Annotated in this window: 11 protein-coding genes; 10 read left to right on the top strand and 1 reads right to left on the bottom strand. The window is 43.5% G+C overall.

The window, feature by feature from the left end:
- Positions 1-501 precede the first annotated feature (501 nt).
- The 6 genes from INQ51_RS05540 (at position 502) to scpA (ending at position 9,299) form a co-directional block, all read left to right on the top strand.
- A complete protein-coding gene (locus INQ51_RS05540) occupies positions 502-2,157 on the top strand; it encodes a DUF2339 domain-containing protein (RefSeq protein WP_233376884.1) in 1,656 nt (551 codons plus the stop codon).
- Between the two features lie 28 nt (positions 2,158-2,185).
- On the top strand, positions 2,186-2,812 hold the full coding sequence (locus INQ51_RS05535) for a cytochrome c3 family protein (protein ID WP_233376883.1): 627 nt from the start codon (positions 2,186-2,188) through the stop codon (positions 2,810-2,812).
- Positions 2,799-3,689: a 4Fe-4S dicluster domain-containing protein gene (locus INQ51_RS05530; protein WP_233376882.1), complete on the top strand. Its 891-nt coding sequence runs from the start codon at positions 2,799-2,801 to the stop codon at positions 3,687-3,689. Before INQ51_RS05535 ends, INQ51_RS05530 begins: the two co-directional genes overlap by 14 nt.
- Positions 3,690-3,728: 39 nt before the next feature.
- Positions 3,729-4,970, top strand: a complete 1,242-nt coding sequence (gene dsrP, locus INQ51_RS05525; RefSeq protein WP_233376881.1) for a sulfate reduction electron transfer complex DsrMKJOP subunit DsrP — start codon at positions 3,729-3,731, stop codon at positions 4,968-4,970.
- Positions 4,971-5,267: 297 nt separating this feature from the next.
- Complete coding sequence (locus tag INQ51_RS05520; RefSeq protein ID WP_233376880.1) at positions 5,268-7,130, top strand: methylmalonyl-CoA mutase family protein; 1,863 nt, start codon at positions 5,268-5,270, stop codon at positions 7,128-7,130.
- Positions 7,131-7,142: 12 nt separating this feature from the next.
- Entirely contained in the window at positions 7,143-9,299 is a 2,157-nt protein-coding gene (gene scpA, locus INQ51_RS05515) for a methylmalonyl-CoA mutase (RefSeq protein WP_233376879.1), read from the top strand.
- Positions 9,300-9,428: 129 nt separating this feature from the next.
- Here scpA and INQ51_RS05510 read toward each other — a convergent pair whose 3' ends face one another.
- Complete coding sequence (locus INQ51_RS05510) at positions 9,429-9,977, bottom strand: peroxiredoxin family protein (RefSeq protein WP_233376878.1); 549 nt, start codon at positions 9,975-9,977, stop codon at positions 9,429-9,431.
- A 218-nt stretch (positions 9,978-10,195) separates the two neighbouring features.
- On the opposite strand from INQ51_RS05510, the gene INQ51_RS05505 reads away from it, so the two are divergent.
- The 4 genes from INQ51_RS05505 (at position 10,196) to INQ51_RS05490 (ending at position 13,034) form a co-directional block, all read left to right on the top strand.
- Positions 10,196-10,747 carry an RNA polymerase sigma factor gene (locus INQ51_RS05505; protein WP_233376877.1) on the top strand — a complete coding sequence of 184 codons (552 nt, stop codon included), beginning with the start codon at positions 10,196-10,198 and terminating at the stop codon, positions 10,745-10,747.
- Positions 10,748-10,749: 2 nt separating this feature from the next.
- Entirely contained in the window at positions 10,750-11,511 is a 762-nt protein-coding gene (locus tag INQ51_RS05500; protein WP_233376876.1) for a zf-HC2 domain-containing protein, read from the top strand.
- 70 nt (positions 11,512-11,581) lie between these two features.
- Positions 11,582-12,376: a DUF4097 family beta strand repeat-containing protein gene (locus tag INQ51_RS05495; protein WP_233376875.1), complete on the top strand. Its 795-nt coding sequence runs from the start codon at positions 11,582-11,584 to the stop codon at positions 12,374-12,376.
- 7 nt (positions 12,377-12,383) lie between these two features.
- Positions 12,384-13,034: a DUF4097 family beta strand repeat-containing protein gene (locus INQ51_RS05490; protein ID WP_233376874.1), complete on the top strand. Its 651-nt coding sequence runs from the start codon at positions 12,384-12,386 to the stop codon at positions 13,032-13,034.
- Positions 13,035-13,144: the final 110 nt, after the last annotated feature.

Genomic DNA, 13,144 nt, shown 5'->3' with positions numbered 1-13,144 from the left:
TTGTTTAGCATTAGCTAATACAACTTTAAACAAAAAATGTTTAATTTAATTCTTAAATAAATAAACAAAAAATACTTAATGTGTATGAAAGTGTAATTTTTAAAGGGCTTACATCAAAAAGTTAATAAAAGTTAAAAATTAATATATTGTAATTTTGCTTTTAGTATTTCTTCTTGTGAAGCTCTTTCTCGCTTACTGAATTAAATCTTCTTTGGCGTTGATATTTGTCAAGTGGAGCATGTTAGTCTGAGGTAATAAAATGCTTACATTTAGATAGATACATCTTTTTAGGTGTTGAAGGTGTGCCAACATGAGTAAAATCCGGTTCTTCGGAACATGTTGGTATTACCGAAAACGAAATGGTCGTAAAACAAACCCAAAAAAGTTTTGAGTTTGTTGTTTTTGACGTTCTGGGATGTTGCGCTTATGAACGGCGCTTTTATCGGGTAAAGCTTTCTGGCGAAATTCCAAAGGAAAGAAATCAATCACAGACCAGTGGTCATGCAGGGAGAAACATCAAATTCCCCCGGATTTGAAGGTCTCAAGAAAGAACTGGATGCTTTAAACGAGCGTTTGACCAACATTGAGCGATCGCTCGAAAAGGCCGGTGTTCGGGAGTTTATCACCAGAAAAAAGGAACATCCTCCGCAAGACGATGGGATAGACATCAAGCTGCCATTTGAGAACAAAGGCTCCATTGAATTTCGTGTTGGCGAATACGGGATGGCCTGGTTGGGAAATATCGTCCTGTTTCTGGGATTAATATTTCTCGTCAATTATTTACAGAATTCGGGAAACCGGGTTGTTTCCATGTTGGTGGGTTTTGCCGCAGTAGCTTCGATTTATATTTGCGCCTATTACATCCGGGAATCGCTTTCGGTAATCTCGAAGTTACTGGTGTATAACGGGCATTTTCTGTTGTACTTTTTTACGCTTCGGCTATATTTCTTCCAGGAAAATCCGTTGGTACAAAATAAAATCCCCGCTTTTGTATTGTTGATTTTAGTGTCGTTGGTGTTTCTGTACATTGCTTTTCGTAAAAAGTCGCAGATTACGGCAGGCTTGTCTTTGATTATGCTGATGGGGGCCGGAGTGTTTTTCGATTCAGCAGCGGTAATCGCAATATTGGCAACAATTGTTGCTGTTCTTACGCTGGAACTGTATCGCCGTTTTGCCTGGTTAAAACTTACTTTGTTCTTCATTTTTCTTGTTTACCTGCTTCATTTGGTGTGGTTGCTCAATAATCCTTTTATGGGAAATAATCCGGAGTTTGTTGCTTCGGTAAGCGGCTTGTATATTTTCCCGATACTCACGGGAATTGTCTTTTCAATCGTTGCCATCCTTCCGCGAAAAGAAACGATCTCCAGCGAATTGGTCATTGTTACCATCATTTGGAACGGGCTGGGTTTTACCGTCATTCTTGCAACCATTCTTCTTACCTATTTCGAGAACAATTATGTGCCGATATCCGCGATCGTAACGGTGTTGTGTATTTTGTATGCAGCATTGCTCCGTTTAAAATCCGACATCCGGTTAATCGCTTCCATCTATGTTCTTTACGGATTTTTGACCTTAAGTGTGGTCATTTACGGAATCTTCGGATTGCCCGATTCTTACGGTCTTTTTGCACTTCAAAGTTTGTTGGTGGTGTCGTTTGCCTTGTGGTTCAGGTCGCGGTTTATGATTGTTATGAATACCATTTTATTTATGGTTTTTCTGGTATTTGCAGTGCAATCGCATGAAAATAACCACTTAACGAATTTCTCGTTCATGCTGGTTGCCTTCGTTTCTGCCCGAATCATAAACTGGCAAAAAGAACGACTGAATATTAAAACCGAACTGGTTCGAAACCTCTACTTGCTGCTGGGATTTGTAATGACACTGGTTGCTTTTTACCATGTTTCTCCTCCTTCCTACATCACTGCAACCTGGATATTCGCAGGCTTGCTTTTCTTTTTAGTCGGTTATCTATTAAAAAATATCAAATACCGTTGGCTGGCTATTTCAGCCGTGGTTGTATCTGCAGTACGCCTGATTTTTGTCGATATGTCGAGTGTAAATATTGAGTATCGGATTCTGGCTTTTCTGGGACTGGCAATTATTTCGATCACCGTTTCGATCTGGTATACAAAATACCAGGTCAGGAAAAAGGAGTAAAATTAACATGAAATTTAAGTCTATACGAATGAGGCAATTAAAAAGAAACAGGCACTTCGGCCGGTGGATTCCGGCGCTGTTTATGTTGGTCGTTTTGGGAGCTTGTTCAGCTTCCGGTTCACAGGCGGAGCAGGAAGAAGCTGATTCCAATTTGAAAGCGGGAAACGTCGTGCAATATACCAACGAGTCAACTGAGATCGCGGTAGAGCCGCCTCCGCTTACCGACGGAATTTTTCCGTGCAACGATTGTCATTCCGATATTGTCCCCAATCCGCAGCGAAGAGAGTTGGTTGATTTTCACGATGACATCAGCGCTATTTTTAATCACGACAGCGAAAACCGGTGGTGCCTCGACTGCCACGACATGAATAACCGGGATTCACTGAGACTGGCCAGCGGCAAATTGCTTTCGTTTGAAGAATCATATAAACTCTGCGGACAATGTCACGGAGAGAAACTTCGAGACTGGAAAGTGGGCGTTCATGGAAAACGAATCGGGGAGTGGAATGGCAAAAAAGAGTATTTGCTTTGCGTTCATTGCCACAATCCTCATTCCCCGAAGTTTGAATCGATGACGCCTGAGCCCCCTCCTGTAAGGCAAGAGGACATAAAAATTTACGAACCGAAAAACCAGGAGAACGATGAAGAAAAGTAATTCAAGGAGGTCCTTCCTCAAAAATATTTCACTGGCTTCAGCTTCTGCCCTTGCACTTTCGGGGTGTTCGTTAAAGGAGTTGGAGAAGTTTTTTCAAAAGAATTTCAGGACCTTGTCTGAAAAGGAGAAAAAACAGCTTATTGAAGAGTTGGAGGCCGAATACAAGGAAAAGTATCACAAGGAGTTTCATTTGTCGGATAAGCCGGCCATGGACGGAACTTTGTTTGGGTATGCCCTCGATATTTCAAGATGCATTGGTTGCAGAAAGTGTGTTTATGCCTGTGTGGAGGAAAACAACCAGTCGCGTGAGCCACAGATTCACTGGATTCAGGTGCTGCAAATGGAAAAGGAAAAAGGTATTGACTTTGTGCATTCCGATGTTCATTACAATCCGGAAACCGTTCCCGAAGAAGGGCATTTTTATTTGCCGGTTCAGTGTCAGCAATGCCGAACGCCGCAGTGCACAACGGTTTGTCCGGTAAAAGCAACCTGGCAGGAACCTGATGGAATTGTGGTGGTAGATTACAACTGGTGCATTGGCTGTCGGTATTGTATGGCTGCCTGTCCTTACGGGGCGCGGCATTTCAACTGGGGGAAACCCGAAATTCCGGAAGAGGAAATAAACACCGAAATGCATTACCTCGGAAACCGGCCAAGAATGAAAGGCGTGGTGGAGAAATGTACTTTTTGTATTCAGCGGGTGAGAGAGGGAAGGTATCCTGCCTGTGTGGAAATTTGCCCGGTGGGCGCCCGGAAATTTGGCAACCTGCTCGATCCCAATAGCGAAATCAGGTACATCCTGGAGAACAAAAGAGTTCTCGTATTAAAAGAGGAATTAAACACGCAGCCCAAGTTCTATTACTTTTTTGGTGTGTGATTTATTCAGTGGAAGCTTTAAAAATAAAATGCGTTAGATATGAATTTCATCCGTTTTGTAAAAGGTAGTGTGCAGCTGTTTTTCCGGGGAACAAAAACCTATTATGCATGGTTGCTGTTTCTTTTTGTGTTGATCGTGTGGGGAGCCGGCGGATACGCAGGGCAGCTTCGCGACGGTCTGATAACCACCAATATGCGAGATTCGGTATCGTGGGCATTTTACATCGGTAATTTTACGTTTTTGGTGGGAGTTGCCGCGGCTGCTGTGATGCTGGTAATTCCGGCTTACATTTACAACTGGAAACCCATAAAGGAGATCACAATTTTTGGCGAGTTGCTGGCCGTTTGTGCGGTAATCATGAGCATCGCATTTATTGTGGTCGACATTGGAAATCCCATGCGGTTCTGGCACATGCTGCCTATTTTGGGGACCATGAATTTCCCGTATTCCATGCTTTCGTGGGACTTCTTCTTTTTGCTGGCTTACCTGATTATCAACTTCGTGGTGGTGTCGCATCTGTTGTATTCCATCTTCTATCAAAAGGAGTATCGTAAAAAGATGGTGCTTACCATCGTTTTTCTCAGTATCCCGATGGCAGTGGGAATTCATACCGTAACAGCCTTTTTGTACAACGCACTGCCTGCCCGTCCGTTTTGGAACAGCGCTTTGCTGGCGCCACGCTTTCTTGCATCGGCCTTTTGTTCGGGACCAGCTATTTTGCTGATTCTTTTTCAGATACTCCGGAAAGTTACCAGTTTCGAAATTAAAGACGAAGCCATTTGGAGAATTGCCGAATTAATGGTTTACGCCATGTTTATCTACCTGTTTTTTACGATCGCCGAACTTTTCAAGGAGTTTTATTCCGGAACGCAGCACCTGTTGTACTGGAAATATTTGCTCTTTGGAATTGGAGACAACAAGGAACTTGTGCCGTACAGTTGGTTGTCGATCGGGATGGGTTTTGCCGCTTTTATCCTCTTCCTTATTCCCAAAACACGAAAAAACTTTGTGACATTGAACATTGGAACAGTGCTGATTTATTCCAGCGTTTACGTTGAGAAAGGTATTGCGCTGATCATCCCGGGTTTCACTCCCGACGTTTTGGGGCAAATTTATGTGTACACACCTTCGATGACCGAGATCAGAACTGCCGTTATGATCTTTTCGCTGGGATCTTTGCTTTTTACTTTTTTGGTGAAGGTGGCCATAGCGATTATTTTCGAGAATTATAACATTGGTTCTATTCGCCGCGAAGAAGAAAGTGTGAGAATTCAAGCGTAAGTCAATTTTAGTTGGCATATTAATGTTTTTTGAAGGCGTTTGTTGACAGATAGTTTATTTAGAATAGTTCTTATTAATGTGTTGATATGTAGTTTTTTGTAGTTGACTTTTATGCTTGTTTTCTTTTGGGAGGAACAAAAATTGAGGGTAAAAAATTTTCATTTTTAATTTAACCTTAAGTTTAAGTCATCGGAAATATGATTTTTGTTAACATTCCTCAAAAACAAAGTGCTTTGATTCTCTCAATCAGCTAAAACACTTAAGTTTGCCGGACGATTTTCAAAAACAACTTTCAACATGGCAGAAAAAGATAAAAAGCTTTTCACTGAATTCAATTCTGTTACCACAGAAGAGTGGGAAGCCAAAATTATTGCCGATTTAAAAGGCAAAGACTACGATCGTGCGTTGGTCTGGAAGACTTTCGAGGGCTTCAACGTTCGTCCGTATTACCGTCAGGAAAACCTTGCAGGAAAGGATTACCTGGAGTCACTTCCCGGTGAATTTCCATTTGTGCGGGGAAACAATAAAACCAATAACACCTGGTTTATCCGTCAAAACATTTTTGTAACTGATTTCGAAGAAGCCAATGCTAAAGCACTTCGGGTTTTAGGTAAAGGAGTTACTTCCTTAGGCTTTCTGTTCAGCGACTGCTGTTCGGTAACCAAAGAAAACCTGGCAATTTTGCTGAAAGACATTTGTCTGGAAGCGGCCGAGGTAAACATGGTTTGCCCCAGCGACGATTGCAACCTGGCTGAACTTTTTGTAGACTACGTTTCGGCCGGAAAATGGAACAGGGAAAATGTTGTGGCTTCAACTGCTACCGACCCAATCGGAACCTTTGTATTAAAAGGAGTTCTGGAAGAAGGAGCTGTGGCTAAGCTGAAACCGGCGATCGAAAAAGCCAAAGCGTTGCCAAAATTCAGAATGGTGGCCGTTCATGGTAAATTCTTCGCCAACAGCGGCTCATCCATTGTTCAGGAACTGGCGTTTTCATTGGCACAGGGAGCTGAGTATTTAACTCAACTTACCGAAGCCGGCGTTTCAATCGACGATGCTGCAAAAGCCATCAAATTCAATTTTGGTATCGGCAACAACTATTTCATGGAAATTGCAAAGTTGCGTGCCGGACGTCTTTTGTGGGCCAAAATTGTGGAAGCTTACGCACCTGAGTGCAAGTGTTCGGCAAAAATGATCGTTCACAGCGAAACCAACCGTTACAACAAAACGATTTACGATCCGTATGTAAACATGCTTCGTACACAAACCGAAGCCATGTCGGCTATTTTGGGTGGTGCACATTCGGTAACCGTACTTCCGTTTAACGCTATTTACGAAGATCCGACCGAATTCTCGGAAAGAATTGCCCGTAACCAGCAGATCCTGTTGCAGGAAGAATCGCATTTGAGTAAGATTGCTGACCCGTCGGCAGGTTCTTACTACATCGAAAGCCTTACCGAATCAATCGCTGATCAGGCATGGAACCTGTTCCTGACTATTCAGGAAAAAGGCGGATTCATTGCTGCTTTTAAAGAAGGATTTGTCCAGGCTGAAATTAAAAAGATGGCAGCCGAGCGCGACAAACGTTTTGCTCAACGTCGCGAAAACCTGTTGGGAACCAACCAATTCCCGAACTTCAACGAAAAACTGAAACCCGGTTTTGACGGTTCAGTATTCGAACCGGTTGATCTGACCGTTGAAGGCGCTGAAGTAGAGACGTTGAAACCATACCGCGGGGCACAGGCTTTTGAAGCATTGCGTTACTCTACCGACATGTACTCGCAGGATAATAAACGTCCGCTGGCATTTATGTTGACCATTGGTAACCTGACATTCCGTAAGGCACGTGCACAGTTTAGCTGTAACTTCTTTGCTGTAGCTGGTTTCGATGTACAGGACAATAACGGATTTGCAACCGTTGAAGAAGGTGTTGCCGCCGCCAAAGCTGCGGGTGCCGAGATTGTTGTGGTTTGTAGTTCTGATGAGGAATATGCTGAAATTGCACCAAAAGTAGCTGAATTGTTGGAGGAGGAAATTTTGGTAGTTGCAGGAGCTCCGGCTTGTATGGCTGAACTTCAGGAAAAAGGAATTACCAATTTCATCCACGTGAAAAGCAACATTCTGGAGGATCTGAAAGCGTATCAAACAAAATTGGGAATCTAAAAAGCGGAAACAATGAAACCGAATTTCAAAGACATAAACATAAAAGCAGCCGCTGCTCAAAAAGATGTGGGCGACTGGACTGCAAAAAACAATATCAAAAAAGACTGGATCACTCCTGAGCAGATTCCGGTAAAACCGGTTTATACGAAGGAAGACCTGGAAGGCATGGAACATCTGAACTATGCTGCCGGTGTTGCTCCGTATCTGCGCGGGCCTTATTCAACCATGTACGTTATGCGTCCGTGGACGATCCGCCAGTATGCAGGTTTCTCGACTGCTGAAGAATCCAATGCATTTTATCGTCGTAACCTGGCAGCCGGACAAAAAGGTTTGTCGGTTGCATTCGACTTGGCTACTCACCGTGGATACGACTCTGACCACCCGCGTGTAATTGGCGACGTTGGTAAAGCCGGTGTGGCCATCGACTCGATTCTGGATATGAAAATCCTGTTCGATCAGATTCCGCTCGATAAAATGTCAGTTTCCATGACCATGAACGGTGCCGTACTTCCGATTATGGCATTCTACATTGTAACCGGTCTGGAGCAAGGAGCGACGCTTGAGCAACTATCCGGAACCATTCAGAACGATATTCTGAAAGAATTCATGGTGCGTAACACTTACATTTACCCGCCGGAATTCTCAATGAAAATTATTGCTGATATTTTCGAGTTTACTTCGCAACACATGCCGAAGTTCAACTCTATTTCCATCTCGGGTTACCACATGCAGGAAGCTGGTGCAACTGCCGATATTGAAATGGCTTATACACTGGCCGACGGTTTGGATTACCTCCGCACGGGTGTTAAAGCCGGTTTGGATATCGATGCTTTCGCTCCGCGTTTGTCGTTCTTCTGGGCCATTGGTATGAACCACTTTATGGAGATCGCAAAAATGCGTGCGGCTCGTATGATCTGGGCAAAACTGGTAAGCCAGTTCAACCCGAAAAACCCAAAATCGATGGCTTTGCGTACACACTCGCAAACATCGGGATGGTCGCTTACTGAGCAGGATCCGTTTAACAACGTGGGTCGTACGGCTATTGAAGCGATGGCAGCAGCACTGGGTCACACCCAGAGTTTGCACACCAACGCGCTGGATGAAGCGATCGCATTGCCAACCGATTTCTCGGCTCGTATTGCACGTAACACCCAGTTGTATATTCAGCAGGAGACCGAAGTTTGTCGTTCGCTTGATCCATGGGCAGGTTCTTACTATGTTGAAAGCCTGACGCACGAACTGGCTCAGAAAGCTTGGGCGCTGATCGAAGAAGTGGAAAAACTGGGGGGTATGGCAAAAGCCATCGAAACCGGTGTTCCGAAAATGAGAATCGAAGAAGCAGCTGCACGCGCACAGGGTAAGATCGACAGCGGTACACAAACCATTGTTGGTTTGAACAAATACCGTCTTGAAAAAGAAGATCCGATCGATATTCTGGAAGTGGACAATACGGCTGTTCGTTTGTCACAGATCGAGCGTTTGAATAAGCTGCGTGCCGAGCGTAACGAAGCTGAAGTTCAGGAAGCGTTGGCAGCCATTACCAAAGCGGTGGAAACCGGAAAAGGTAACTTGCTGGCACTTTCGATTGAAGCAGCGAAAAAACGCGCATCTTTGGGTGAAATTTCAGACGCCTGCGAAAAAATTGCAGGTCGTTATAAAGCAGTAATCAGAACGATTGAAGGCGTGTACAAAGCAGAAGCAAAAGATAAGTCAGAATTCCAGGAAGCACAGGAACTGGCTAAGAAGTTCGCAGAAATGGAAGGACGTCAGCCAAGGATTATGATTGCCAAAATGGGGCAGGACGGACACGACCGCGGTGCAAAAGTAGTAGCGACCGGTTATGCCGATATCGGTTTCGACGTGGATATGGGACCGTTGTTTCAGACTCCGGAAGAAGCTGCCAAGCAAGCCGTTGAAAACGACGTGCACGTGGTAGGTGTTTCTTCACTGGCTGCAGGACACAAAACGTTGGTTCCGGCCATTATCGAGGAGCTGAAAAAACTGGGTCGCGACGACATCATGGTGATTTGTGGTGGTGTTATTCCTGCTCAGGATTACCAATACCTGTACGATGCAGGTGCAGTGGCTATTTTTGGTCCGGGTAGCAGCGTTGCAGCTGCCGGTAAAAAGATCCTTGAGATTTTGATCGAAGCTTTCAAAGAAAACTAAGCTAAATACAAGACTCAATATTTGAAGTCGCTATATACCGAAAGCCGGTTCCTAAAGGGATCGGCTTTTATTTTTTTAAATGACAATGAACAGATTATAGCAATGAATTTTTTCGATAAAAGCGTTTGTTTATAAGTTCCCCAAAGCCTCCACAACCTCTTCTACATCGGCCCTTCCTCCATGACTTGAGCTCACTTTGGCAAAAACCACTTTGCCATTTTTATCGATTACAAACGTAGAAGGGTAAGCAGTTTCTTTTGGAGCATCCCATCGAAGACCGTATTGGTTTACCATTTCGTAATCAGGGTCGATTGCAAAATAGAATCCCTCAGGAAAAGTAAAGTCGCTGGTAAATTCTTTCGCTTTTTCCTGCAATACTTCCGACGGTCCGGGATAGATCATCAAAACCTTGGCCCCGTATTTTTTTAGTTGATCTGCTTCGGCAACAAATTCGCCTACCTGGCGGGTACAGACCGGGCACTGGTACTCGGGCCAGCCCCGGAGGACAATCAATACAAGCGGCGATTGATCGTATAGTTGGTTTAGCGGTAGTTCTGTCCCATCAATTAAATGAGCTTTAAAATCGATGATTTTGTCACCGGTTTTAACTTTTGAATGAGGTTGCGAAAATGCTGTAACTGAAAAAAATGCCAGCACCAGGAGTATAATCGTTTTCATGTTAAAGTGTTTTTTATAAGAGAAGAACAGAGTGCTCATGGAAATGTTCTTGATGATCAGCTGTTTGGTATGCAGTAGAATAGCGCTCCATAAAGTAGGGCTGTTGAAATAGAGGGATAAAAAATTTCAAAAATATTTATTGGCTGTGTAACGAATCGTCTAAATTGAGGTATTGTTATTAGTTGCTTGAAATTTCAGGCATTTTCGATTGAAAATTAATGATAGAAACACTGAACGATGAAAGGTTGATGGAGCAGCTTGCCAGCGGGAAAAAGATGGCTGCCGGCATACTGTACGACAGAAACTACAAAAAAGTGTTTGGGTATTTTGTGCGGATGACAAAAGATTCGGATGTAAGCCGCGACCTCACCCAAAATGTTTTTTTGAAGATTTTGAAATACAGTCACAGCTGGAAGCCGGACAAAGTATTTGCTTACTGGCTGTTCCGGATTGCCCGAAACGAACTGGTGGACTATTACCGCGGCTCTAAAAAGTTCTTTGCAGTGGAAGAAGACCGCGAGTTGGTAATTAAAGATAGTAACGATTCGGGGAAGGAAATGGAAATCAAAGAATCGTACGATATTTTGATTGAAGCGATGGGGCAGTTGCAGCCCGGCGATCGCGAACTGATCGAATTAAACCGTTTCCAGGGATTCTCCTACAAAGAAATTGCGGGCACCATTTCATCCAACGAAAATGCCGTGAAGGTGAAAACTTTCAGGGCAATACAAAAATTGAAAGAGATTTATTCAAAAATTTTAATTGAGTAATCATGAAGTGCGAAGAAGTAAAATTAAATATTCCGGAGTTGATCGATGGAAAACTGGATGCAGTTACCGTTGCAAAGATGGAACTGCACCTGAAAAGTTGTGCCTCCTGCAGGGAAGTATTCAATGATCTGAATTCGTTCCTGAAATTCACCGACTCTTTGCCGGAGATTGAACCGCCGTCAGGAATGAAGGAAGAATTTATGATGATGTTCAATGAGCAGACTTCTTCTCAAAAAGGGAGAATGATCATCCTTCCATCATGGATAAAAGTGGCTGCTGTTGTGGTACTTGCATTGGGAACATTTGCTGCGGGTTATTTTTCAGGTTCGGGAAACGGGCAGAACGTACAGCTGGCAGCCGAAGTTCAGAGCCTCAAACAGCAGGTGGTGCTGGCCGGGTTGAAAGATTATTCGGGGCCGCAAAAAATTGAGGCAGTATATTCGGCTGCCGAGTACAGCAACAAAAACGCTGATTTGGTCGATGCCCTGATGTACACGCTTAACAGCGATAAAAATATAAATGTACGACTGGCGGCTTTGAACGTTTTGTCGGGAATGGTCAGCGACAATCAAGAGGTAAAATCGGGGCTTGTACAATCCTTGCTGGTTCAGGATAATCCACTTGTTCAGATTTCTCTGATCCAGGTGTTGACAGAATCGGGGGTAAACGAAGCCAAAGACAATATTGAGTTCATAAAGAATCAGGCAGGTACTGATCCGAACGTAAAAGATTTTGCACAGGATATGATGAAAACAATCATATAAGGAAGCAGTGTGTAATGCCGGCTCACGCGGTTTCCTTCATAAAAAGTAAAGAACATTAAATTTCAACAAAATGAAACGATTCACAATTTTATTGACCGTACTTGCATTTCCTCTCGCACTATTGAGCCAGGAAAGCAAATACGAATACACGCCCAAGGTTAAAAGCCGGATTCTGATTGCCGACTTGTTGGGAGAGATCAACGTAAAGAATAATACCGGAAATGCGATCGTGATAACTTCAGACATCGCTTTTGAAAAACCGGAAAGAGCCGAAGGGCTGCAACTGCTCGGAGCCATGGAGGACAATACTGGCTTGGGATTGAATGTTAGCGAAGCAGATGGTGTGGTAAAGATTGTCGGTACCACTAAAAAGGTGAAAGAATACGCTTATACCATTTCTGTTCCGCAGGGAATTAAACTGAGCATCGATTATCACAGTCCGTTTGCCAAAAATAACCTGAAAGTGGATTCTTATAGCGGAAGCCTGGAGATAAAAACATTGTCGTCGAACGTAACGCTAACTAATTGCACCGGTCCACTTACGGTAAGCTCAGTAAGCGGAAGCATTGAAGCTGAGTTTAATGGTCTGAACCAGGAGCAACCAACTTCTCTGGCTACCGTCAGTGGTTTGGTGGATATAACTTTGCCCGCAGCTACCAAGGCAAATATCCAGGTTTCAAATATTACCGGAGATGTGTACAACAATCTTGACCTGGTGAATGCATCTGAAAACGAAAAAGACAATCGTTCGGTAGGATTGGATGAAATCAAACACAGGAACAATACCGAGTACACCCTGAATGGCGGCGGCCAGAAGTTATTACTCAAATCAATTTCCGGAAATATTTACCTGAGGAAAAAGTAGGAGAGCCATGAAAACACTTATTCTATCAGCGTTATTTATTCTGAGTTCCGTATCGGGTGTTCTTGCGCAGAAAGTGATCAATGAGAAGATCGAAGTGGACAACAAAGAGACTTTTATGGAATTCAGTTTTGCCCGGGACATTGTTCTTGAGGCATGGGACAAGGACTATATTGAGCTTCATGTGGAGGTTAATATCGATGATAATCAGTACAACGATTTTTACAATCTTGATATTGAAAAAGGTGGTCAGAAGTTGAAACTAAAGGAGAACATTGATTTTGAGGGGATCAAGAAAGAAAGAGGAGAACGCAAGCTGAACAATTTTAATTCAGATGTGCATTATTCCCTCAAGGTGCCGGAGCAATTAAAATTTAGCCTGAAAACGATTTCGGGCGAAGTGGAACTGATTGGTTGCAAAGGAGCGATGAAAGTTCATTCCATCTCCGGGTTTATCGACTATACAATTCCGGAAACGCACCGGATGAAAATCGATTTGTCAACGGTAACCGGTGAAGTGTATTCCAATGTAGAGTTCGATGGAAAAACTCCGGAGCGAACACAGTGGGTTGGAACAAAACACCAGCTTTCATTAAATGGAGGATCAACAGAAGTCGATCTCGAGACCGTAAGCGGAGATATCTTTCTTCGAAAAAGGTAAGAGATACCTGGGTAAAATTCATACAGCCGTTTCATAAGTGGAACGGCTTTTTTATTGGCTAAACTTAGGTAAGGGACAGCGTGAAATTGTTCACTTTTTTGAATGACAGT

It is taken from the genome of Maribellus sp. CM-23 (assembly GCF_021354595.1).
Taxonomy (GTDB): domain Bacteria; phylum Bacteroidota; class Bacteroidia; order Bacteroidales; family Prolixibacteraceae; genus Draconibacterium.
Note: the sequence above shows the minus strand (reverse complement) of the source record. Positions and strands in the feature narration are given on the sequence as shown.

Bases quoted from the DNA above. Each gene is read 5' to 3' on its own strand.
- INQ51_RS05540 (WP_233376884.1), top strand. From the start codon at position 502: ATGCAGGGAGAAACATCAAATTCCCCCGGATTTGAAGGTCTCAAGAAA.
- INQ51_RS05535 (WP_233376883.1), top strand. From the start codon at position 2,186: ATGAGGCAATTAAAAAGAAACAGGCACTTCGGCCGGTGGATTCCGGCG.
- INQ51_RS05530 (WP_233376882.1), top strand. From the start codon at position 2,799: ATGAAGAAAAGTAATTCAAGGAGGTCCTTCCTCAAAAATATTTCACTG.
- dsrP (WP_233376881.1), top strand. From the start codon at position 3,729: ATGAATTTCATCCGTTTTGTAAAAGGTAGTGTGCAGCTGTTTTTCCGG.
- INQ51_RS05520 (WP_233376880.1), top strand. From the start codon at position 5,268: ATGGCAGAAAAAGATAAAAAGCTTTTCACTGAATTCAATTCTGTTACC.
- scpA (WP_233376879.1), top strand. From the start codon at position 7,143: ATGAAACCGAATTTCAAAGACATAAACATAAAAGCAGCCGCTGCTCAA.
- INQ51_RS05510 (WP_233376878.1), bottom strand. From the start codon at position 9,977: ATGAAAACGATTATACTCCTGGTGCTGGCATTTTTTTCAGTTACAGCA.
- INQ51_RS05505 (WP_233376877.1), top strand. From the start codon at position 10,196: ATGATAGAAACACTGAACGATGAAAGGTTGATGGAGCAGCTTGCCAGC.
- INQ51_RS05500 (WP_233376876.1), top strand. From the start codon at position 10,750: ATGAAGTGCGAAGAAGTAAAATTAAATATTCCGGAGTTGATCGATGGA.
- INQ51_RS05495 (WP_233376875.1), top strand. From the start codon at position 11,582: ATGAAACGATTCACAATTTTATTGACCGTACTTGCATTTCCTCTCGCA.
- INQ51_RS05490 (WP_233376874.1), top strand. From the start codon at position 12,384: ATGAAAACACTTATTCTATCAGCGTTATTTATTCTGAGTTCCGTATCG.